The organism is Arthrobacter sp. CAN_A6 (genome assembly GCF_015751715.1).
Classification (GTDB): Bacteria; Actinomycetota; Actinomycetes; order Actinomycetales; family Micrococcaceae; genus Arthrobacter_D.
On record NZ_JADOUV010000002.1, the window covers coordinates 208,054 to 230,345 of the forward strand.

General features: G+C 67.1%; 22 protein-coding genes. 14 read left to right on the top strand and 8 right to left on the bottom strand.

Annotated features, from left to right (window positions below):
* The first annotated feature begins 6 nt into the window (after positions 1 to 6).
* The 3 genes from IWX75_RS04470 (at position 7) to IWX75_RS04480 (ending at position 3,121) form a co-directional block, all read left to right on the top strand.
* Positions 7 to 630 (top strand): GNAT family N-acetyltransferase, encoded by a 624-nt coding sequence (locus tag IWX75_RS04470; protein ID WP_196821048.1) that lies wholly within the window; start codon positions 7 to 9, stop codon positions 628 to 630.
* Positions 631 to 921: 291 nt separating this feature from the next.
* A complete protein-coding gene (locus tag IWX75_RS04475) occupies positions 922 to 1,818 on the top strand; it encodes a hypothetical protein (RefSeq protein ID WP_196821049.1) in 897 nt (298 codons plus the stop codon).
* On the top strand, positions 1,787 to 3,121 hold the full coding sequence (locus IWX75_RS04480) for a phosphotransferase family protein (protein WP_334684102.1): 1,335 nt from the start codon (positions 1,787 to 1,789) through the stop codon (positions 3,119 to 3,121). The genes IWX75_RS04475 and IWX75_RS04480 overlap by 32 nt, the downstream gene beginning before the upstream one ends.
* A gap of 18 nt (positions 3,122 to 3,139) precedes the next feature.
* On the opposite strand, the gene IWX75_RS04485 is transcribed toward IWX75_RS04480, so the two are convergent.
* From IWX75_RS04485 to IWX75_RS04505, 5 genes are read right to left on the bottom strand one after another with little or no spacing between them, the layout of a single operon-like run.
* Complete coding sequence (locus IWX75_RS04485; protein WP_196821050.1) at positions 3,140 to 3,808, bottom strand: response regulator transcription factor; 669 nt, start codon at positions 3,806 to 3,808, stop codon at positions 3,140 to 3,142.
* Positions 3,805 to 5,553 carry a sensor histidine kinase gene (locus IWX75_RS04490; RefSeq protein WP_196821051.1) on the bottom strand — a complete coding sequence of 583 codons (1,749 nt, stop codon included), beginning with the start codon at positions 5,551 to 5,553 and terminating at the stop codon, positions 3,805 to 3,807. Before IWX75_RS04490 ends, IWX75_RS04485 begins: the two co-directional genes overlap by 4 nt.
* A complete protein-coding gene (locus tag IWX75_RS04495; RefSeq protein WP_196821052.1) occupies positions 5,546 to 6,046 on the bottom strand; it encodes a hypothetical protein in 501 nt (166 codons plus the stop codon). The genes IWX75_RS04490 and IWX75_RS04495 overlap by 8 nt, the downstream gene beginning before the upstream one ends.
* A 41-nt stretch (positions 6,047 to 6,087) precedes the next feature.
* Positions 6,088 to 6,957, bottom strand: coding sequence for a metal-dependent hydrolase (locus IWX75_RS04500; RefSeq protein ID WP_196821053.1), 870 nt, complete (start codon positions 6,955 to 6,957; stop codon positions 6,088 to 6,090).
* Positions 6,954 to 7,436, bottom strand: coding sequence for an Lrp/AsnC family transcriptional regulator (locus IWX75_RS04505; protein WP_196821054.1), 483 nt, complete (start codon positions 7,434 to 7,436; stop codon positions 6,954 to 6,956). The genes IWX75_RS04500 and IWX75_RS04505 overlap by 4 nt, the downstream gene beginning before the upstream one ends.
* Positions 7,437 to 7,634: 198 nt before the next feature.
* On the opposite strand from IWX75_RS04505, the gene IWX75_RS04510 reads away from it, so the two are divergent.
* The 8 genes from IWX75_RS04510 to IWX75_RS04545 all read left to right on the top strand — a co-directional run bounded on the left by IWX75_RS04510 (position 7,635) and on the right by IWX75_RS04545 (position 15,850).
* Positions 7,635 to 8,882, top strand: a complete 1,248-nt coding sequence (locus IWX75_RS04510) for an MFS transporter (protein WP_196821055.1) — start codon at positions 7,635 to 7,637, stop codon at positions 8,880 to 8,882.
* A 9-nt stretch (positions 8,883 to 8,891) separates the two neighbouring features.
* Positions 8,892 to 9,788 carry an N-acetylglucosamine kinase gene (locus IWX75_RS04515; RefSeq protein ID WP_196821056.1) on the top strand — a complete coding sequence of 299 codons (897 nt, stop codon included), beginning with the start codon at positions 8,892 to 8,894 and terminating at the stop codon, positions 9,786 to 9,788.
* 288 nt (positions 9,789 to 10,076) lie between these two features.
* Positions 10,077 to 11,195: an ABC transporter ATP-binding protein gene (locus tag IWX75_RS04520; protein WP_196821363.1), complete on the top strand. Its 1,119-nt coding sequence runs from the start codon at positions 10,077 to 10,079 to the stop codon at positions 11,193 to 11,195.
* A gap of 2 nt (positions 11,196 to 11,197) precedes the next feature.
* Complete coding sequence (locus IWX75_RS04525; protein WP_196821057.1) at positions 11,198 to 11,902, top strand: ABC transporter permease; 705 nt, start codon at positions 11,198 to 11,200, stop codon at positions 11,900 to 11,902.
* The gene (locus IWX75_RS04530) at positions 11,902 to 12,651 is read left to right on the top strand and encodes an ABC transporter permease (RefSeq protein WP_196821058.1); all 750 of its coding nucleotides are present in this window, start codon (positions 11,902 to 11,904) and stop codon (positions 12,649 to 12,651) included. Before IWX75_RS04525 ends, IWX75_RS04530 begins: the two co-directional genes overlap by 1 nt.
* Positions 12,648 to 13,613: an ABC transporter substrate-binding protein gene (locus IWX75_RS04535; protein WP_196821059.1), complete on the top strand. Its 966-nt coding sequence runs from the start codon at positions 12,648 to 12,650 to the stop codon at positions 13,611 to 13,613. Before IWX75_RS04530 ends, IWX75_RS04535 begins: the two co-directional genes overlap by 4 nt.
* A 101-nt stretch (positions 13,614 to 13,714) precedes the next feature.
* The gene (locus tag IWX75_RS04540; RefSeq protein ID WP_196821060.1) at positions 13,715 to 14,932 is read left to right on the top strand and encodes a pyridoxal phosphate-dependent aminotransferase; all 1,218 of its coding nucleotides are present in this window, start codon (positions 13,715 to 13,717) and stop codon (positions 14,930 to 14,932) included.
* Positions 14,933 to 14,995: 63 nt separating this feature from the next.
* A complete protein-coding gene (locus tag IWX75_RS04545; RefSeq protein ID WP_196821061.1) occupies positions 14,996 to 15,850 on the top strand; it encodes a PPK2 family polyphosphate kinase in 855 nt (284 codons plus the stop codon).
* 75 nt (positions 15,851 to 15,925) lie between these two features.
* Here the strand turns inward: IWX75_RS04545 and IWX75_RS04550 are convergent, their stop codons facing one another.
* Positions 15,926 to 16,162: an exodeoxyribonuclease VII small subunit gene (locus tag IWX75_RS04550; RefSeq protein WP_196821062.1), complete on the bottom strand. Its 237-nt coding sequence runs from the start codon at positions 16,160 to 16,162 to the stop codon at positions 15,926 to 15,928.
* A 51-nt stretch (positions 16,163 to 16,213) separates the two neighbouring features.
* Positions 16,214 to 17,551 (bottom strand): exodeoxyribonuclease VII large subunit, encoded by a 1,338-nt coding sequence (gene xseA, locus IWX75_RS04555; RefSeq protein ID WP_196821063.1) that lies wholly within the window; start codon positions 17,549 to 17,551, stop codon positions 16,214 to 16,216.
* A gap of 182 nt (positions 17,552 to 17,733) precedes the next feature.
* Here xseA and IWX75_RS04560 point away from each other — a divergent pair, with 182 nt between their 5' ends.
* Entirely contained in the window at positions 17,734 to 18,579 is an 846-nt protein-coding gene (locus tag IWX75_RS04560) for a hypothetical protein (RefSeq protein ID WP_196821064.1), read from the top strand.
* Positions 18,580 to 18,640: 61 nt separating this feature from the next.
* Positions 18,641 to 19,738 carry a 4-hydroxy-3-methylbut-2-enyl diphosphate reductase gene (locus IWX75_RS04565; RefSeq protein ID WP_196821065.1) on the top strand — a complete coding sequence of 366 codons (1,098 nt, stop codon included), beginning with the start codon at positions 18,641 to 18,643 and terminating at the stop codon, positions 19,736 to 19,738.
* A 1-nt stretch (position 19,739) separates the two neighbouring features.
* Here IWX75_RS04565 and IWX75_RS04570 read toward each other — a convergent pair whose 3' ends face one another.
* Positions 19,740 to 21,029: a DNA recombination protein RmuC gene (locus tag IWX75_RS04570; protein WP_196821066.1), complete on the bottom strand. Its 1,290-nt coding sequence runs from the start codon at positions 21,027 to 21,029 to the stop codon at positions 19,740 to 19,742.
* Between the two features lie 104 nt (positions 21,030 to 21,133).
* Here IWX75_RS04570 and ychF point away from each other — a divergent pair, with 104 nt between their 5' ends.
* A complete protein-coding gene (gene ychF / locus IWX75_RS04575) occupies positions 21,134 to 22,219 on the top strand; it encodes a redox-regulated ATPase YchF (RefSeq protein WP_196821067.1) in 1,086 nt (361 codons plus the stop codon).
* Positions 22,220 to 22,292: the final 73 nt, after the last annotated feature.

Here is a 22,292-nt window from a genome sequence, read left to right on the forward strand (position 1 = left end):
CCAGCGATGTGGTCGGCAGGGAGCTGGCCGGTGACGCTGGCCGCAGGGGACATCGGACTGCGGCCCATCCGGCATCGTGACCGCAGCGAGTGGACAGCAGTCCGGCAACAGAACGTGCAATGGCTGGCGCCCTGGGAAGCATCGAACCCTGATCCCGGAGGCTATCTCCCCACCTACCACGAGATGGTTCGTGCGCTCTCCCGGCAGGCGCGGACCGGGGTGGCCCTTCCCTTCGTGATCACGCGGAAAGTGCAGGATTCCGCACCGCAACTTGTGGGGCAGCTGACCGTCTCCGGGATCCTCTACGGTTCGGCCAGGACGGCAACACTCGGATATTGGGTCGATTCCCGCTGTGCGGGCCGGGGAATCGCACCGACCGCCGTGGCACTGGTGACCGACTACTGTTTCTGGAACCTCGGACTGCACCGCATGGAAATCAATATCCGGCCGGAGAATGCCGCAAGCCTGCGCGTCGTGGAAAAACTTGGTTTCCGGGACGAAGGACTTCGGCCACGCTATCTTCACATCGCCGGCCAGTGGGCCGATCACCGAAGTTTCGCGCTGACGACCGAGGATATTCCGCAGGGCCTGTTGAAGGCATGGTTGGAGCGACAGGCCCGTCGGTCCTGAGCCACCCTTCGGGCAGGAGGGCCCTTCAACGTCCTGCCGACACGCCCGGCGTAATGCTGGCGGGAGTTCCGTTCTTCTCCTAGCGTTCTATAGGTGGACTTCTCTCTGGATAGCTCGGTTGTACTGGCGGCGGTCGTCGGTCTCTGGCTGATCTGGGTGGCGCCTTTTCTCCTGCGACGTGCCAGATATGCAGGAAGCCTTGTCGCAGTTCGCCGCAGGTCAGCACGGCCTGCCCATTCCGACCCTCTCGCCGGGAACACCACTGACCGAGGGCGCAGCCAGGAGAGCACCATGGAAATGACGGGCACAGACCAGAGCAGCAGCGAACCCTTCGGGCGCCGCTCCCCGGAGGGCAGCACCGCGTTTTCCGGACATCGGCCGGCTGCAGAGACGGCGACCGCACACGAACTGCCGGCGACGAAACCTCCTGGAACCCGACCGTCACTTCCGGCACTGAACGTCCGCCACGGAAGGGTTGCCCTGGCGCTTGCCGGAATCCTCGGTCTGCTGGGCGCCGTCATTACTTTTCCCTTCGCAGTGTTCGGCGTCGTCCCGGCAGCCTGGCCCGTGCTCCTGGGGGTGCTTGCGGTGTCGGCGATCGTCCTTCTTCGGATACTGGCGGTGAGGGACAGGCACGCACGCGTGAACCGGGCATTCGCCGAAGCGATGTGGCCGGAACACGCCAGTGACACGACCCACGAGACCATAGCGGCCGGCCCGCCGCGGGAACTTCCACGGGTCGGCCGCAAGCCCGACGTCGCGCTCTTCGACGGAGAACAGCCCATGCCGCCCGCACCGCCTGAAACCGGACCCCCGCTCGCCGGTCCTGCTGATCCCGACACCGGTACGGGCTCTCCCCGAGAGCGGCGTGACGAGGAATCGCTGCGCAATGAACCGGACCCGGATCCGGAGCGGAACAGCGGCACCTTCGCCGGCGTGCGGAGTTCCACCTGGCAGCCGATCGATGTTCCCCGTCCCACCTATGTTGATGCCGCCAAGGCCGAGCGCTCCGCCCCGGTGCCGCTGGAACTGCCGGATGCCCCGAAACCGACCGGCCGGACCTCCTTCAAGGAGAGTGCAGCAGCACTGGCCCCGGGGAGGCCCTCCAGCGCAGCCGATGAACCGGCGAATCCTTCTCCGGTGGGCAAGATCAACCTTGACGACATCCTTCAGCGGCGCCGGGCCTGATCGTCCGGACCAGGCGGCACGGCCACAGCAGGAACCCCCGGAGAGCGGGCGGCAGACCCGTGAGCGGAACGATCGTGAACTGCTGGAGACGGCGGTGGCGCAGGCACTCCTGACCGCTGCGCTGGCGTCCATGGGATATCTCCTGCACAGCTGGTCCCTCCTGCAGGTTTCCCACCGTCCCGGTGCAGGAGTCACGGGGATCTACGCGGTCGAGGCCGGAACAGGCACCCCCGCCCCTGCTCCTGCCCCTGCCCCCAGATTTCTCTGCATGACGACGGCGGTGGTGCCGGTCGGGGCGCCCGGGGTCGTTTCGCTCTCCGGCCCCCAACGGCAGACGTTGTCCGTCTGGGCTCACCCCCGGGACCCGCTCCTGCCCGGTCTCGCCTGGGCAACGGACCCCCACGCGGTTTCCGCAGCGCTCTTTCCGCCGCCGGACGGCTGCGCAATCGACCGCCGCCCTGCGGGCCTTCGGACCACGAGCTACCGGCCACTACGCCGGGCGGTTCTCGTTGCAGAGCACGACGGTGAACGGCGGTACCTCAAGGTGTTGCGCCGCGGACAGGCCGGAGCAATGGGGAACAGGCACCGACTCCTGCGCGACGCCGGCGTGCCCGCACCCGAGCTGGTCGATGTGCCCGGTGAAGACGTGGTGGCGATGCATGCAGCGGCCGGCCGGCCGCTTGCTGAGTTGCTGATGAGGGACGGTGCGGCGGAAGTGGATCCGCAGGTGCTGGTGAACCTCCTCCGGGACCTGCCGGCGTCGGTCCTGGACCTGCCTCGGCGCCTCCCGTGGAGTGCGCGGGTGCGCACCTACGGTGAGGGCGCAGCCGCAGTGCTTCCGTCCTCCGCGGGACGCATCCATGAACTGTCGGCGGCCATCGACGATCTGGTCCGCCGGACCGACCCCGGGCCGGTGGTGCCCTCGCACGGAGATTTCTATGAGGCGAACCTGGTGATGGCGGAAGGGCGGGTCTCGGGACTGCTCGACGTCGACGCGCTGGGCCCCGGACATCTGGTGGATGACCTTGCCTGCTTCCTCGGGCACCTTGCGGTACTCCCGGCAGTCAATCGACGGTATGTGCACGCCCCGGCCGCACTCGAGCGCTTCGGGGGTGCCTTTGAACGCTACGTGGATCCGGCAGGACTGCACGCCCGGGCCGCCGCTGTGGCCCTCACCCTTGTTGCGGGGGCGAAGCGCCGAACCACCGACGGGAGAGAGGCTCACGGCTGGGCCGAAGATGCACGTGCACGGCTCGATGCCGCGGCAGCACTTGAGGCGGAGGCCCGCCGGCTGCTGCGCTGAACTCACGGATCACTGCAGCTAGGGCTGGGAGACCAGCCGGTAACCCATGCCCCGGACCGTCGCGAAACGTTCAGCACCGAGTTTGTTCCGCAGGTACCGGACGTACACGTCGACCACGTTGGAGCCGGGATCGAAGTCATAGCCCCATACCCGTGAAAGGAGCTGTTCCCTGCTGAGAACCTGCCCCGGATTCCTCAGGAACGCTTCGGCGAGCGCGAATTCCCGTGCGGAAAGGTCTATCTCCCGGCCGTCCACGAGGGCCCGCCGGGTGCGGAGATCCAACTGCAGGTCGTGGTGCGAGAGCACGCCGGTGGGAGACGAGCCGTTGTCCTGGCGCAAGCGCAGGCGCACCCTGGCCAACAGTTCCTCGAAACGGAAAGGTTTGGCCATGTAGTCGTCCGCCCCGCCCTCGAGTCCCGCCACGGTATCGTCCACCGAACTGCGCGCCGAGAGGATGATGACGGGGATGTCGTTCTTCGACTCCCGGAGCCGGCGCAGGACGGTGAAACCGTCCTGGTCCGGAAGGCCGAGGCCAAGAATGATGAGCTCGAATTCGCCGGTCTGCCCCAGGTGGTAGCCGTCCCTGCCGCTGATGGCCACGGTGGGCGCATACCCCGCGGCTTTCAGTCCCTTGGCGACGAAGGAACTGATGCGGTCCTCGTCCTCGATGATCAGAATCCGGCTCATGTGTCCTCTTTCGGCTGTGCTGCTACCGGGGTATGGGGAAAGCTCAGGGTGAAGGTCGATCCGCTGCCGGGAGCCGACTCCAGCTCCACGATGCCACCATGGGCGCGGACGATCGCGTCGACGATCGTAAGCCCGAGTCCCGAACCCTCCGCGCGCTTGCTGTTCGCTCCGCGGGTGAACCGTTCGAAGATCCGCTGCTGGTCGGCCTTCGGAATGCCGACCCCTTCATCGCGTAGCCACAAGCGGAGACCTTCGGGCTCGAGACGGGAACCGAGGGTCACCGTGGAGCCTTCGGCGGAGAACTTCACGGCGTTCGCGGCGAGTTGCAACCAGGCCTGGGTGATCCGGCGCTCATCGATCCGGAAGAATCCCTCGGCGCGGGAATCGACCGCCCACCTACGGTGCCCGAGCCCCCGGGCCTTGTCGAGGACCTCGTCCGTCAATCGCCCGATGTCGGAGGACTCAGCGCGGACGAAATCCGGGCGGGAACTCCCCGCGAGGGTCACGAGGTCGTCGACGAGGAAGCGCATGCGTCCAAGCTCGTCGAGCGCCACTCCCCGGACCGCGTCGACGTCCGCGCGATCGGACGAGTCCTGCAGTTCGAGGTGGCCCTGGACGATGGTGATGGGGGTTCGCAGTTCGTGGCCGACGTCGTCGAGCAGTTGCCTTTGGGAGGTGAAGGATCCCTCCAGTCGGTCGAGCATGGCGTTGAAGGTGCGGCTGAGGTCGGAGAGGTCGTCGTTGCCGGTGACGGCGATCCGCTGGGACAGGTCCGAGTCGCTGATCTGGCGTGCGGTGTCCCGCAGGCGCCGGACCGGCTGCAGCAGGTTGCCCACCAGGAGCCACCCGACGACGCCGATGAGCAGCAGCGTGCCGAGGCTGATGAGGGCGAAGGTGCCGAACGTCTGGTTGAGCTGGGACCTTTCGGCCTGCGTGTCGAAGGCCAGCACGAACACCGTGGGTTGCGGATCCTGCGCCAGTTGCACAGGAACGGTGACCGCGCGGTAGGTGGCGCTCGACGTCGTGAAGGTGCTGATCCGCACAGTAGGTGAGTCCGCCTCGCCGGCGACGGCACTGACCAGTTCGGGGTCGTTCTCGAGGCGGACGTTCACTGATTCGTTCGCCACGAGGATGGCCTGGCCGTCCCGCACGCCCATCATGCCCTCGTTCGGTGCGGGTAGGGTCCGCTGCATCACGAGGTACACCAGCTGCTCCGCCTCGACGAAGCCGGCGCCGGTTTCGGGGTCTATCCCGGTATCGAGGAGTGTTCCGAGTTCGCCGAAGCTGCGCGACAGGGAACCGTCCATCTCGGCGTTCAGATTGGCCCGCTCCAGGGCATACGCGGCTGTTCCCGCCACGAGGAGGCCGAGCGTCGACAGCAGCAGGACGGCGCCGAGAACACGTGAACGTACCGTCCACTGGCCGGCCAGGCGGAGAATCGACCGGCCGATTCCACGGCGTGGACCCTCGCCGGCGGATCCGGAATCCGGGGCGGAGGACCGCGAGGAATCGGGGATGTGCGGAGCCGGGGTTTGAGCTGCGGGGCTTTGCGGTGCGGCAGCGTGCGGTGAAGCGGACGGGGAACCGGCCGCCTGCGTCGTCGAAGCCTGCGGCAGGAAGGACGGCGCGGATCCGGTGAGCGGGGGCGGCACCGGTGGTCGGGACGGCGGTGCTGCCGGAGGAGTCGCCCGCCGGTGCAGCGCACCCGCACCGACAAGGGGGAGGGGTTGCGTCCTTTCAGTCATCGTCGTCGTCGGAGTCGCTGCCCGAATCGCCGAAGTCGTCATCGAAGTCGTCATCCTCGTCGTCGTCGAGCAAGGGAGGCTGTGCCGGGACGACGACGGGCGGCGCCGGCGCCGGCGCCGGCGCGGGCGCGGGCGCGGGCGCGGGCGCGGGCGCGGGCGCGGGCGCGATGGAGGGAGCGGGCTTCGGCAACGGTTCCGGCGGCGCCGGAGGCGCAGGGGGTTCCGGAGGGACCGGCGGCGCAGTGGGTTCCGGAGGGACCGGAGGCACCTGGGATGCCGATGTGTCGGGTGGGGCGGAGGCGGACGGCCACGGGGCGGGTGGGGTGGTAGACGGCAGGGCCGGCTCGGGATCCGTGCCGGTCATCACGACGGCGGGGCCGAGATCCTGCACCGGCGGCTCGCCGGCGGCACTGAGAACTGTTGCCCCGCACGCCACGGGCAGGCCGACGGCGAGAGCTCCGATGAGCCACTTGTTTCCCGGGAATGACCTCATGACGTCCAGTATGTCCGCCCTTCATGAGATGGAGATGAGAGTTACGGCGAGACGGTGGCCGTGGTGTCCATCCTCAGGACGGGTGTGCCGTCGGCGTCGTGAATACTGAGGTCCACGTGGATCCGGGCGAATTCCGCGAGGGATCGGGCATGCGTGCCGCCGCACGGGATGCTCACCACTCCGTCCGGCAGGCCGCATTCCCAGTGCCGGCGGTCAGTGAGCAGATTGCCGTCGTGCCGAACGGTGATCGGGCCGCCGGACTCCACCCACTGTCCGAGCAGTCGGTTGACCCACCCACCGACTGCATCAAGGTCGAGGTCCTCGCCGACGAATCCCTTGCGCCGAAGGGAGCGGCCCAGACGGTAGGTGTCGGTCGAGGAGTGCTCCCCGATGCGGGAACTGTCGATGGCGACGGCGTCGAAGTTGGGGGAGCCGAGCGCGTCGGCGGGAATGTCCTTCTTCCATCGGTCCGCGACGGCTGCGTTGAGGGCGAGTGAGGCGAGATGGCATGCGGTGTGCCCCGCGGACACAGCGCGGCGGTAGGTTTCATCCACTTCCACCGAGGCCGGAGCACCCTCGTGGGGTGGTTCGCCGGCAATCAGGTGCGCCACCACGAAGGACCAGCCGTCCGTTCCCTTCCGGACCGGCACGTCGGATCCCAGGAACAGCGCCGTCCCGTCGGTTGCACCGACCACGCAATCCTCGATGGCCATCCTGCGCCCCCCGGAGACCATCACGGCGCGGTCCGCACCCTGGTCGGGCCAGGCGGCGTCGACCGGGTGGCAGGCTGTTTCGGCCAGGAGCACGGCCGACCTGCCGTCGGCGAGTTCCTCGACATGGAGGACGGTCGACGACGACGCCACGGCTCCTGCCGCGTAGGTCACTGTGGTGTCGACTGCGGGAAGGGTCATGGCGTTCCTTGGGTGAGTACGAGTTTCTCGAGAAGCGGCTGGGTGCGGTAGGGAATGTGTTCATGCAGGGCGAGCACCGTCTCCGTGCGGATCACACCCTTGATGCGCAGGACCGAGCGCAGCGCGGACTGCAGGTGATGGGTATCGGAGGCCGCGAGCCTGCACCAGACGTCGCCCCGGCCGGAAATCTCGTGGACCTCGAGCACCTGGTCGAGCTTCCGCAGCGAGCCGATCACCCCGTCGAGTTCGCGGTGCAGGACCTCGATGGTCACGAAGGCCACCACGTCGTAGCCGAGGGCCTCCAGATCCAGTTCCCGGCCGTTGTCCCGAAGGATCCCGGCCCGCATGAGGCGCCGGACACGGCTTTGAGCGGTGTTCCTCGCAATACCGAGGAGGTCGGCGAGTTCGCTGATCTGGATCCTGGGGTCCCGGACGAGCTCCAGCAGCAGCCGGGTGTCGAGGTGGTCCAGATTGCTCATGAAGCTCACTTTCCGGGAAATGCCTGCTCTTAAGTTGCGGTAAATGCTCATTCCAATCATAGGGGTGCGCCGTCGAACGGTTGGAAGCCCCATGCTGGGAAGGCAGGTGCAGCCTGCACGATACGGCGGTCCTCCCGCATGCCCGGCGTCTGAGCCTGAACCGGGCAGGCCCTCCAGAACGAGTTCGAAGGAAAACGGATGAGCGTCCTGCACGAACTGAGAATGCAGCCCTCCATCGCCGGACGTTGGAGCTGGGACGCCTCCCTTGCCGCCCGCCTCGCGCTCGCCGTCGTCGTCATTTCCACCCTGCTCATCGGCGCCAACCTCGCCACGCCGCTTTATCCCCTCATCCAGGCCGATCTCGGTCTCTCCCCGTTCGCCGTGACCGTGGCCTTCTCCTCGTACGTGGTGACCCTGGTGGTCGGGCTTCTGCTCGCGGGCCACTGGTCGGACCATATCGGACGGCGCGCAGCGCTGGTCCTTGCCGTCCTGCTGGGCCTGGCAGGTGCTGCGGTCTTCGCCGGGGCTTCGTCCCTCGGGGCGCTCGCGCTCGGGCGTGCGCTGCAGGGCGCGGCCGTCGCCCTCGCCACCGGGGCCAGTTCGGCCGCGCTGCGGGACCTGCTGCCTCACCGCCCCGACTGGGCATCGCGCTTCACCCTGCTGGCCTCCAGCGGGGGAGTGGCGGCGGGCCCGGTCATCGGCGGGTTGATGTCACTCCTGCCGGCGCCGACACGCACACCCTTCCTTCTCTACCTCGTTGTCCTTGCCTGCCTCCTGGTGCCCCTGTTGATCCTGCGCGCACGGCCCGCCATCAAACCCGCCGCGGAGGCCCGGCCACTGGCGGCTCTGCGCCCGATGCGGCCGGCCGTCTCCCGGGCGGCCCGGCAGGCCTTCTGGACGGCCTCGTCGGTGGGATTCCTGAGCTTCGCCGTGTTCGGTTTTACCCTGAGCCTTGCACCGACGTGGTTCGCGGGGATCGCCGGAACAACTTCACGGCCCGTCATCGGACTCCTGGCGGCCCTGGTGCTCGCCTCCTCCGCAGCGATCCAGCTGGTGTCGCCCCGGGGCCGGTTCGTGGTGCCCCTCGGCCTGGCCGCGATGGCAGGGGGAGTTGCGCTGTTGCCGGTCGCCGAGGCGCTCGGAAGCCTGCCCCTCCTGGTCGCCTGCTGCGTGGTGGCCGGCGCGGGACAGGGCATGGCATTCCGCGTGGTCTTCAACGAGGTGGCGCTCAAGGTGGAGCCCTCGCTCCACGCGCAGGTCATCAGCACCGTGTACGTTCTCACCTACCTCGGCAGCGCAGTGCCCGTCCTCGGGCTCGGAGCCGCAGTGGGGGTGTGGGGGCTCGACGCATCCGTCGGTGGGTTCGCCGCTCTCATCGCCGTGGCGAGCGCGGGCCTGGCCGGAGCCTCCCTGTTCGCGCGCACCCGCAAGGCAACGGAACCGTAGGCTGGTGCCATGACTTCACCTTCCGGCCCGTCGCACACGGGCGTCGTCGTCGGGCTCGACATCGGCGGGTCCAAGACCCACGGCGTGCTGTGGCGGGACGGTGGGAAGGCGGCGGAGGCAACATCGGGCAGTGCGAACGTCCAGAACGTCACGCCGGTCGAGGCTGCCGCGAATCTGCTGTCGCTGTTCACCGCACTCGGGGACCCGGCGGTTTCCCGGGTGGTCGCAGGTTCCGGCGGAGTGGACACCCCCGACGACGTCGAACGGCTTCGCGCCCTGATCGCGCCGCACGCGCCGGGGGCGAGGATCGAGATCCTCCACGACACCCGCCTGATCCTGGCGGCGGGACGTGCCGTCGAAGGAATCGCGGTGATCGCCGGAACCGGATCGGTGGCGTGGGGTGTCGCGGAGGGGAACGAAGCCCGTTCCGGCGGCTGGGGCTACCTCCTGGGGGACGAGGGCAGCGGGTACTGGGTGGCACGTGAGGCAGCCCGCGCCACGCTGCACCGCGCCGACCTGGGCCTGGAGCCGGACGAACTCGGGCGCCTCGTCCTGGAACGCAATGCACTCGCGTCCCCCACGGGACTGATCGGGCTCTTCCACTCGAGCGCAGGGCGCGGCCACTGGGCCTCGCAGTCCTCCCTGGTGTTCCAGGCCGCAGACCTCGGCACGCCGGCGGCCGTCGGCATCATCGGGCGCGCGGCCGATGCGCTCGCCTCGCTCGTCCTCGATGTCGCATCGGTGATCGGGAGCAAGGGGCCCGTCATCATCGGAGGCGGCCTCGCCGTGAATCAGCCCCTCCTGCAGGAGGCACTTCGCGGGACGCTCCGCGGGCACGGTTTCGACGACGTCGTGTTCCTGACCCAGGACCCGGTGATGGGCGTCGAATTCCTCCTCCAACGGTGACTGGGCCTCCACCCGGATTGGCTGAATACCCGGTCACACCACCAATACCCGGCCCTGATCGCGCCGAACTGGGGGTTAGACTCGAACAACTGATCGGTTCCACTGACCGCTGCCGCGAAAGCCAGCACCGCTGACCATCAGGCCGACCCTCCCCGTGCGGGAACCGGCCGCGGACCCGCCCGTCAAGCTCCTGCCACGAAAGGCAAGGCTTTCATGACTTCCTCCTCCCGTACCGGTGATCCTGGCGCTCCACGGACCGATGCACCGCGGGACCCGGTCCATGATCCGATGATCCAGTTCCGCGGCGTCACCAAGACCTACGCGGGCACGCAGCCCGCCGTCGACAATCTCAGCATTGCCATCGACCGGGGAGCCATCACCGTCTTCGTCGGCCCGTCCGGCTGCGGCAAGACCACCTCGCTGAGGATGATCAATCGCATGGTCGAGCCCACTTCGGGCACCATCCTGCTGGACGGCGCGGATGTGCAGGGGCGGAAGGCCGCAGAGCTCCGCAGGTCCATGGGGTACGTGATGCAGTCCTCCGGCCTGCTGCCGCACCGCTCCGTCCTCGACAACATCGCCACCGTGCCGCGGCTGAACGGCGTCCCTCGACCCGAGGCGCGGGCGCGGGCCGCGGAACTGCTCGACGTCGTCGGACTCGCTTCGGTGCTCGGAAAACGTTACCCGGGCGAGCTTTCCGGCGGGCAGCAGCAACGGGTCGGTGTCGCTCGGGCCCTTGCCGCGGATCCACCGGTACTGCTCATGGACGAGCCGTTCAGCGCCGTCGATCCGGTGGTGCGCGGTGAGCTGCAGCAGGAGCTCCTGCGGCTGCAACGCGACCTCGCCAAGACCATCGTCTTCGTCACCCACGACATCGACGAGGCAACGGTCCTCGGGGACAAGGTGGCTGTCTTCGCCGTGGGCGGGCGCCTCGCCCAGTACGCCACCCCCGAGGAAATCCTCCGGGCCCCCGTCGACAACTTCGTGGCGGGTTTCGTCGGGCGCGACAGGGGCTTCCGCCACCTCTCCTTCCAGGACGGCACCGGCGTTCCGATCCACCCCATCGAAACGATCGAGGTGGAGCGGCTCGGCGATCCCACCGTCAGCGTGCGCTCGCCGTGGACTCTTGCCGTGGACAGCGAAGGACGCCCACATGGCTGGGTTCCCCAGGCCCGGCGCGCCGACGTCACATCCCAGGCCGAGGCGGTTCCCGGTGGATCCCTCTACTCCCGCGGGGACACGCTGCGGCGCGCCCTCGATGCCGCATTGTCGTCGCCGTCGGGCCTCGGCGTGACGGTGGACGACGACGGCCGCGTGGTCGGCGTCGTCCGGGCGGGCGAGGTGTTCGAGCTCATCGAGCAGGCCCGGCTCGACCGCGGCCGCGCCGACCACAACACGGCGGTGTAGCCATGGACTGGTTCCTCGCAAATCTCGACTTCATCTGGCGACTGACCGGCCTGCACCTGTTCCAGGCAATCCTGCCGATCGTGCTCGGGGTGCTCTTCGCCGTGCCGCTGGCGCAGCTGGTCCGCCTCAACCGGACCGCGGGAGCCGTGCTGCTGACGGTGTCATCGATCCTCTACACCATCCCGTCACTTGCCATGTTCGTGTTCCTTCCCGTGATCCTCGGGACGCGGTCCATCAGCATGGTCAACGTGGTGGTGGCGCTGACCATCTACGCGTTCGCCCTGCTCATCCGCTCCACCCTCGACGCACTCAATTCCATCGACGACGGCGTCCGGCAGGCCGCGATCGCCATGGGCTTCACGCCCCTCCGGAGATTCCTCAGCGTCGACCTTCCCCTGTCCATCCCGGTGCTGATCGCCGGCGTCCGGGTCATCTCGGTCACCAACATCTCACTGGTCAGCGTGGGCGCACTGATCGGTGTCCAAAGCCTCGGCACGCTCTTCACCGATGGGCTGTTCCGCTCGTTCCCCACCGAGATAGCGGTCGGAATTCTCATCACGCTGCTCCTCGCGCTGGTCATGGACCTGGTGCTCGTGGGCCTTGAACGGCTGCTGACGCCCTGGGCCCGACGGGCGAAGGCCGGCGGTCCGGTGGCTGAACCGGCTCCCGAGCCGGCTGCCCCTGGTATTCACGGGGCGGTTGCCTGATGGACTACTCGAGCGACAACCTCTTCGTCCAGATGGGGGAGTGGCTGACGTCGCCGGACAACTGGTCCGGCCCCGCCGGCATCCCCACCCGGATCGCCGAGCATCTCGGGTACACCGCCCTGACCCTGCTGATCGCCCTGGCCATCGCCGTGCCGATCGGCCTGTTCGTCGGGCATACCGGCCGGGGACGGGTGCTGATCGTCTCCGGCGTCGGCATCCTCCGCGCACTTCCGACGCTCGGCATCGTCTTCCTCTTCGTGCTGCTCGCCGGCCGGGGGTTGATGCCTCCCATCTGGGCCCTCGTGCTCCTCGCCGTTCCCCCGCTGCTCGGCGGCGTCTACGCAGGGATCTCCTCGGTCAGCCGCTCAGTGGTCGACGCCGCCCGGAGCATGGGCATGACCGAGTGGCAGATCCTCACCCGCGTGGAGGTGCCCAACGGAATGCTGGTCATCCTGGGTGGTGTGCGGGCGGCGGCGCTCCAGGTGGTGGCGACCGCTACGGTGGTGGCGTTCGTCAAGGCCGTGGGGCTCGGCGTGTTCCTGGTGGAGGGCACCCAGCTCGCCGACTACGGCCGGCTGTTCGGCGGCGCGGTGGTCATCGGCGCCGTCGCCATCGCCGTCGACGCCGTCATGGCACTATTGCAAAGATTTGCCGTCTCGCCGGGCCTGCGCACATCGCGGAGTCCGGTACGACCCCAAGAATCTGGCCGGCAAGAGGCCGTCGCCAGTGCACAAGGAGGAACAACATGACAAACCTGTCACCAAACCGCGCCCGACGGCGCGCCTTGATGGGACTGGCTGGCGGCCTGACGGCCGCGCTGGCGTTGACTGCCTGCGGTGCCAACAGCGACCCCCAGGGGGAACCGGAAGACACGGCCGCCGCAAGCGGCTCGGTCGTTGTCGGTTCAGCTGATTTTCCGGAGAGCCAGGTCGTCGCCGAGATCTACGCGGGTGCCCTCAATGCCGCCGGCGTCGAGGCCACCACACGGCTGGGAATCGGATCCCGTGAGATCTACTACACCGCTGTCGAAGAGGGGTCGATCGATATCATTCCCGACTACAGCGGAAACCTGCTGCTGTTCGCGGATCCCGAGGCCACCGCAGCCTCCGCCGGGGACATCATCAGTGCGCTGCCCGAGGCGCTCGCAGCGAGGTCACCGGAAAGCAATCTCGGGGTGCTCGAGCCCTCGGAGGCTGAGAACAAGGACTCGCTCGTCGTCACTGCCGCCACGGCTGAACAGTACGGTCTCGAGTCGATCGCCGACCTCGCCGAGGTGTGCGGGGAAATCACGATCGGCGCCCCGAGCACGTTCCAAGAACGCGCGTACGGCCTGCCCGGCCTTGCGGAGAAGTACGACTGCGTGCCCGGCAGCTTCGAGGCCATCAACGACGGCGGCGGTGAGCTGACGCTGCAGGCGCTGCTCAACGACAACGTCCAGGCGGCCGACATCTACACCACCACGCCGTCCATCCAGGACAACGACCTCGTGGTGCTCGAGGATCCGGAGAACAACTTCATCGCACAGCAGGTACTTCCCCTGGTCAACCTCGACACAGTGGGGGACGAGGCTCGGGAAGTACTCAACAATGTCTCGGCCGAACTGACCACCGAGGATCTGCTGAGCCTGAACCGCGAGGTCAGCGGCGATGAGAAGCGCAATCCCGCCGACGCTGCCGCCGACTGGCTGGCGGAGAAGGGCCTCGCCGGCTAGGCAGGGCCCACAATGCCCTTCTTCGGAGGGGCAGGAAGCCCCGGTGCGTGGCATGCATCACAATCCCGCGTACCGGGGCTTCGCTATGGCATCCTGATCAGATGGTCAAATTCAAGCAGTCGGATAAACTCCATAACGTCCTCTACGACATCCGGGGTCCGCTGCTGGAAGAGGCGATGCGCATGGAGGCCCAGGGCCACCGCATCCTCAAACTCAACATCGGCAACCCCGCCCCGTTCGGCTTCGAAGCTCCCGACGCCATCCTCGTCGACATGATTCGGAACCTGCCCAGATCCCAGGGGTACAGCGACTCCCGCGGAATCTTCTCCGCGCGCACCGCCGTCGTGCAGTACTACCAGAGCCGGGGAATCAACTCCATCGATGTCGACGATGTCTATCTCGGCAACGGGGTCAGCGAACTGATCACGCTCTCCCTCCAGGCGCTCCTGAACAACGGCGACGAGATCCTGGTACCCACGCCGGACTATCCGCTGTGGACAGCGTCCGCGAGCCTAGCCGGCGGAACCGCCGTGCATTACCTCTGCGACGAGGAAAACCACTGGTACCCCGACCTCGAGGACATGGCGGAGAAGATCACCCCGCGTACCAAGGGAATTGTTCTCATCAATCCCAACAATCCCACCGGCTCGGTCTATCCCCGCCCCATCCTCGAGGGCGTGGTCAAGCTCGCACGTGAGCACGGGTTGATCATCTTCGCCGACGAGATCTACGAAAAAATCCTCTATGACGACGCCGTCCACATCAACGCAGCGTCCGTCTGCGGGGACGACGTCCTCTGCCTGACGTTCAGCGGACTGTCCAAGGCGTACCGGATCGCCGGGTTCCGCAGCGGATGGATGGCCATTTCCGGCCCGAAGCACGACGCCGCGGACTACATCGAGGGCATTAACCTCCTCGCCAACATGCGGTTGTGCGCCAACGTCCCGGCGCAACATGCCATCCAGACGGCACTGGGCGGCCATCAAAGCATCAACGACCTCATCCTGCCGGGAGGGCGCCTCAAGCAGCAGCGGGACAAGGCCGCCCAGTTGCTGAACGGGATCGACGGCGTGAGCTGCGAGATCGCCAAGGGTGCCCTGTACCTCTTTCCCCGACTGGATCCCGAGGTCTACCCGATCAAGGACGACGAGAAGTTCGCGCTCGACCTCCTCAAGCAGCAGCGGATCCTCGTGTCCCATGGAAGCGCCTTCAACTGGATCGCGACGGACCACTTCCGGATGGTGACGCTCCCGAGTGTCGAGGTGATCGAGGACGCCATCGGGCGGTTGGCCGACTTCCTGTCCTCCTACAAACCCTGATCCCCAGCGCGTCCGGTCCGGGGTGGCCCGCCCCGCCGGTTCCAGGTACCCCCAGGAGGATTCATGGCACACCGACGACGATTCGATGCTGATCCCCGCAAGCTGTTGCTCGCGGGTCCTGATTTCCGACTGGACGCGATCGATCCGAGGTCCACTCCCGGTTTCGGTTCCGGAAAAGCTGCAGGCAAGGCGGCGTTGGGTGAGGGTTCCCGGGTGTTGTCGGAACTGCAGGAGAAACTGTTCGCCGAAAGCCGCCACGCCAGCGAGATCTCAGTCCTGCTGATCCTCCAGGCGATGGACACGGCGGGGAAAGGCGGCATCGTCCGTCACGTCGTGGGTACTGTTGATCCGCAGGGCGTCCAGCATCACGCGTTCAAGGCTCCCACTGCTGCGGAGCAGCGGCACGACTTCCTGTGGCGAATCGGGAAGCAACTTCCAGGACCGGGCATGATCGGTGTGTTCGACCGTTCGCACTACGAGGATGTGCTGATCCACAAGGTGCGGGGCTTGTCGGCGACGAGCGAGATCGAACGGCGCTATGGGGCGATCACCGCCTTCGAAGCGGACGCCGTGGCCGCAGGAACCCGCGTCGTGAAGGTGATGCTGCACATCAGCAAGGGGGAACAGAAGCTTCGCCTCGCGGAGCGGTTGGACCGCAGGGACAAGTTCTGGAAGTACGCACCGCAGGACATTGAGGAGCGCGCGCTGTGGAGTGAGTACCAGGCAGCCTACGAAACGGCCATCGAACGGACGACGACGCCGGACGCCCCCTGGTACGTGGTCCCGGCCGACCGCAAATGGTATGCGCGGCTTGCCGTCCAGCAGGTGCTCATCGGAGCCCTTGAAGACATGCAGCTCGGCTGGCCGCCGGCCCACTTCGACGTCAAGGCCGAGAAGCAGCGCCTCGCCGCGTCCTGAACCTACAGCACAGGCGTGCCGGCCCCGGAGCTGGTTCGGGGTCGAGTTGCCCCGCCCGATCGAGCTGCTTCGGCTTCAGCCCTCGTTCTCGGCCCTGGTCCGCGCTGCCGCGAGCCGTTTCTTGGCGCCTTCGAGCCAGGACTCACAGTGATCCGCGAGGGCTTCGCCCCGCTCCCAGAGGGTCAGTGACTGTTCGAGGCTGACTCCGCCCGCTTCGAGTTGGGTGACGACGGACAGCAACTCTTCGCGGGCCTGCTCGTAGGAGAGGGCAGCGACCGCGTCCTTGACCGGGGAGGGAGCGTTCTGGCTCATTCGGATCTTTCCTTCGCTGGTGATTTGGTGCGCGGGGTCCCGCTGATGGGGCTAGTCAAAGTAGTCATCGCCCGGATCGTCACCGCCCATGGTGACTTCGGCGGAGAACGCGCCCTCGGCGACCCGGATCTGGACCTGATCTCCTGGTTCGACCGAGGTGGCTTCACGTACCACGGTGCCGTCATGAAGCTGGACCACCGCATAGCCGCGGTCCAGAGTCTTTTGCGGGGAGAGCGCCCGCACCTGGGCACGCAGGTGGCGGATGCCGTCCGACTGGCGGCTCACCGCAGAGGCAGCGGACCGGTGCGCACGCTCCCTGAGCCGTTCGACGTCGGCCTCCCGCACATCGATCATGCCCTCCGGTCGAGCGAGGGAGGGCCGAGACCGCAGCTGGGCGAGGCGCTCCGCCTCCCGGCCCACCAGGGTGCTGACCGCCCGCTCCAGGGACGACCGCGCCTGACGGATGCGCTGGAGTTCCTCGGCGACATCGGGTACCACTCGCTTCGCCGCATCGGTAGGGGTGGATGCACGGAGGTCTGCCACCTCGTCGAGCAACGGCCGGTCGGCCTCGTGGCCGATGGCGCTCACCACCGGCGTGGTAGCTGCGGCCACGGCGCGCACCAGTTCCTCGCTGCTGAACGGCAGCAGGTCCTCGAGCGCCCCACCGCCGCGGGCGATGATGATGACGTCCACCTCCTCGAGAGCATCGAGCTCTGCGAGGGCGGCCGAGACCTGCGCTACGCAGCTCCCGCCCTGCACCGCCACCTCCCGGATCTCGAACTCAACGGCGGGCCAGCGGCGGGAGGCGTTCTGCAGGACGTCCTTCATGGCGTCGGAATCGCGGCCGGTGATGAGGCCGATGCGGTGTGGCAGGAGTGGCAGCGCTCGTTTGCGTTGGAGGGAGAAGAGCCCTTCCCCGGCGAGGAGCCGGCGCAGGCGTTCGATCCGGGCGAGCAGGTCGCCGAGACCGACAGGCCGGATATCGCGAGTCTGCATGGACAGCCGGCCGGTTTTGACCCAGAAATCCGGTTTCAGCTGCGCCACTACCCGCGAGCCGCGCTCCAGTGGCATCGACAGCCGGTCGAGCACTGTGGAGAAAACCGTCAGTGACAGTGACACTTCGGCGTTCACATCCCGCAGTGTGAGGAAGCACATGTTCGAGCGCCGGTTGAGCTCGATCACCTGCCCTTCGATCCATGCCGCGGGCGCCCGCTCGATATGGGCTTTCAGCTTTTCGGAGAGTACGTGCAGGGGCCACGGCGACTCTGCGGACGTCTCCGCAGCCGTCAAGGGCAGGGTCGATGGCTGGGCCTTCGCCTGGGCGACGCTCCCGTCCGGCCCGGAAGGTGACAGGCGGAGGCTTCCCTCGGTCGGGTTCCCGTTCGTCATCCGCGTCTGCTCCTTCCGTGGTCATGGCAGCGAATCGTCGAATCCATGTCTATCAGCCTGCGCCGACAATCCTGTGCATCGGTTCGCTATGTGCGGAACCGTCCGGGGTAGCTCATCGACGGGCTCCAGCCCCTCGAACAGGCATAATCGTAGGCCCAGCTAGTTCCCGATCCAAGGACTGCATGCGTACCCTTGCCTCAGCCGTCTTCGCCCTGCTCGCACTTGTACTCACCGCCGGCGCGCTCTCGGCGGTGTGGGTCGACAGAAACCTTGTACAGGAGCAGGGTTTCGTGGCCCTGGCTGCACCCCTCGGCGACGACCCCCGGTTCCAGGCCGCCCTGTCGGAGTCACTGGCGGCCGAGGTGGTGGGAAGCGCCGGCCTGCCGGAACAGATTGCCGATGTCGTCGAGCCGATCATCACCGACGCGGCGTCGTCGGTCACCCGGTCGCCGGGCTACCCGATGGCATGGGACGAAACGCTTCGCCTTTCCCATGCCATCACCTTCGCGGGAGTGCCGGAGAGCCCCGGCGACCCGACACCCGGCGCGCTGTCCCTCGACCTCGGGCCTGTGGCGCGCCTCGTTGCCGATACCGCGGGCTCGAGCCTCGGCATCGACGTGCCGGTTCCGCCGGACACCACAGTGGACATCGGGTCCTTCGAGGGCGGGGCGCTCGTCCGGGCAGTTGCGGAAACGGCCGGGAACTGGCAGCTCATCGCCCTGGCAGCCGGGATCTGCGCTCTCCTGTCCCTGCTGACAGCCCGGCGGCGAGGCACCACGCTCGCCCTCCTGGGGTGCGGGGCGATGCTCATCGGTCTCGCTGGATGGGTGGTGGCCGGGTTCGTGCCCGATGCGGCCGTCGCAGCGGTCGGCTCAAGTGGCCTTGCGCAGGTCTTTGCCGAGGGTTTGGCCGGCAGGATCGGGCTCAACCTTGCCGCGTTCTCCCTGCCGGTCATCGTGGCAGGCGGAATCGCAGTGGGAATCGGCGTGGTGCTGAGGCTCACGCTCGACCGAAGGGTGCGGAATTAGCCCTGCGCGAAGAACGGGCCGGGGCAGGCAATGGCCGGCAGCGAACCGTTAGCATTGAAGGATGACCAGCACTGCAGTCCAGGTCCCCATGCCCACCATTCCACGGCGTCGCCGTTCGCCTGAGGAAGTGCAGGCCGCTTCGCCGGTCGAAGCGAGCCGGCGGGTTCTCCTTGCCGCACCGCGGGGGTACTGTGCGGGTGTCGATCGTGCCGTGATCGCAGTGGAAAAGGCGATCGAGCACTATGGCCCCCCCGTGTACGTGCGCAAGCAGATCGTTCACAACCTGCATGTGGTCTCGACGCTCGAATCCAAAGGCGCCATCTTCGTCGATGAAACCGACGAGGTTCCCGAGGGGGCGCTCGTGGTGTTCTCCGCGCACGGGGTTTCTCCTGCCGTCGTGCAGTCGGCCGCGGACCGCGGACTGCGCACGATCGATGCCACCTGCCCGCTGGTGACCAAGGTGCACCGCGAGGCACAGCGTTTCGCCCGGGATGATTTCGACATCCTCCTCATCGGCCACGAGGGCCACGAGGAGGTTGAGGGAACAGCAGGCGAGGCGCCGGAGCACATCCAGATCGTGAACGGACCCGAGGACGTCGACAAGGTCCAGGTACGCGATCCCGAACGGCTCATCTGGCTGTCACAGACCACGCTGAGCGTTGACGAGACGATGCTCACCGTGGGTCTTCTGAAGGAACGGTTTCCGACCCTCCAGGACCCGCCGAGCGACGACATCTGCTATGCAACCTCGAACCGACAGGCGGCCATCAAGAAGATAGCACCCGAGTCGGACCTCGTGATCGTCGTCGGATCCGCCAACTCATCGAACTCGGTCCGTCTCGTGGAGGTCGCGCTCGAGTACGGCGCGAAGGCTTCCTACCGCGTCGACTTCGCGAACCAGGTGGATGAGTCCTGGTTCGAGGGCGTTTCCACGATCGGTGTCTCGTCGGGCGCATCGGTACCGGAAAACCTGGTCCAGGATGTGCTGCGGCTCCTTGCGGACTACGGCTACGGCGACGTCGAGGAAGTTGTCACAGCGCAGGAGGACATCATCTTCTCACTGCCGAAGGAAATCCGGTCAGCGCTGAAGGCGATGGGGGACACCTCCTCGAACCGCGGAGGAAACCTCAAGCGCAACGTGCAGGGAAACTTCAACTAGTTCAGGCCGTTCCGTACTGCCTTTCAGGCGCTTCGACGGTCTCGTCGAGGTTGTCGACGAGTTCCGGCGCACTCAGCGCACGGGGCGTCGCGTCGATCGCGGTAGCCCCACCGAGTCCGTCGCTTCCCGTCGACGCGAGGGACGCCGCATCGAAAGCACCGATTCGGCGTGCCGTGGGCAGGACGCGGGCCTCAAGGGTTCCGACGAACGAGTTGTATTTCTCCACGGACGTCTTCAGGGACGAGCCGAGGCGTGCCACGTGGTTTCCCATGGTTCCCAGCCGCTCGTACAGCTGGCGTGAAAGATCGAAGAGTTCCCGGGCGTTCTCCGTCAGCACGTCCTGCCGCCAACTGAAGGCGGCGCCCTTGAAAATACCGAGGAGGGAGACAGGCGAGGCAAGCGCCACATTGCGGCTGAAGGCATAGTCCAGCAGTTCCGGGTCGGCACGGAGCGCCGCGGACAAGACCGATTCCACCGGGATGAAGCAGATGACCAACTCGGGGGAATTGCTCGTGCCCTCCCAGTATTTCTTCTTCGCGAGTGCGTCGACGTGCGCTCGTAGCGCTTTGGCGTGCTGCTTCAGCAGTTCGTTCCGCTGGGACGTCTCGGGCGAGGACTCGTCGCCGCCCGGGAGTTCCTGCGCGCGGAGGAACGCCGACAGCGGAACTTTCGCGTCGATCACCAGTTGCTTGTTCCCCGGGAGCTTCACCACCATGTCGGGCCGTGCGATGGTTGCGGGCGCGTCGACTGCGTGCAGGCCTCCGGAGCCTGTCGGGAACGACGCCTGCTCGATGAAATCGACGCGGTCCAGCATTCCTGCGGCCTCGACCACACGGCGCAACTGGACCTCGCCCCACTGCCCCCGGGCACTGTTGCTGCGAAGGGCGGCAGCCAGCGAATGCGTGGTGCTCAGCAGACGCGCATCGGCCTCGCGAGCCTCCTGCAGTTGCCTCGTCAGCTGCCCGTACTGTTCCACGCGGTCACGCTCCAGCAGTCCCACTTGCTGCTGGACCTGTGTGAGCTTTTCCGCCACCGGAGCAAGGGCCATCAGGACCTCCGCCTCTTCCGAGGACCGCCCTGTCAGCTCGCGGTTATGGCGTGTCAGCAGATCGCGTTCAGCGGTGGCCGCGGCGAGGGCCGAGGTTGCGCTCCCTACCCGGCCCACGGCGTCGTCGAGCTCGATTCTCAGCGCATCAGCGTGCCGGCGCAGCAGCAGGGCGACAACGATCCCTCCTCCTACGCAACCCAGCAGGAACGCAAGGAGAACCAGAACAACCGCGAAAGCATCCATGACTCCACTGTCCCAGTAGGCGGCGACATTTCTGCCGGGCCGCTCCGGCGAAGGTGCAGGGTGCCCACAGGCACGTGCTCCGCAGCCCGGTAGACTGTATTCCCGTGGCTCTTACTATCGGCATCGTCGGCCTGCCCAACGTCGGCAAATCAACTCTTTTCAACGCGCTGACCCGCAACAACGTTCTCGCCGCGAACTATCCGTTCGCCACCATCGAACCGAATGTCGGCATGGTCAGCCTTCCCGATCCGCGTCTTGCGCAGCTCGCCGAGGTCTTCGGGTCCAAGCAGATCCTGCCGGCGACCGTTTCCTTCGTGGACATCGCGGGTATCGTCAAGGGCGCTTCGGAGGGCGAGGGCCTCGGAAACCAGTTCCTTGCGAACATCCGCGAGGCAGAGGCAATCGCTCAGGTCATCCGCGTGTTCGACGACCCCGATGTGGTCCACGTGGACGGCAAGGTCGATCCCCGGTCGGACATGGAGACCATCAACACCGAGCTGATCCTTGCCGACCTGCAGACCCTCGAGAAGGCGATCCCGCGTGTCGAGAAGGAAGTCAAGATCAAGAAGCGCGAGGCAGCGCAGCTCACCGCGATGCAGGCGGCACAGGCCGTCCTGGAACGCGGCGACACCATCTTCTCCTCGGTGAGGAGCGACAAGCTGGAAATGGAGCACCTGCGCGAGCTGAGTCTCCTCACCGCGAAGCCCTTCATCTATGTGTTCAACGTGGACGACGCCGTCCTCGGGAGCCCGGAGCGCCAAGCGGAGCTGCGTGCCCTCGTCGCCCCCGCCGACTCCATCTTCCTCGACGCCAAGCTCGAGGCCGACCTCGTTGAGCTGGACGAGGCCGAGGCCCGCGAGATGCTCGAAATGAACGGTCAAGAGGAATCGGGGCTGGATCAGCTGGCGCGCGTCGGTTTCCACACCCTCGGACTGCAGACCTACCTCACCGCAGGCCCCAAGGAAACCCGCGCGTGGACCATCAAGAAGGGTGCCACCGCGCCGGAGGCCGCAGGGGTCATCCACTCCGACTTCCAGCGGGGATTCATCAAGGCCGAGGTCGTTCACTTCGAGGACCTCATGGAGGCCCGGACCATGGGTGAAGCCAAGTCCCGAGGCAAGGTGCGTATCGAAGGCAAGGAATACGTGATGTCCGACGGCGACGTGGTGGAGTTCCGCTTCAATGTCTGACCGGTAGGTCGGCTGACGAAAGATACGCGGCCGGCTTCCCAGCGTGTTAGCGCCACGGGAAACCTGCAATCTC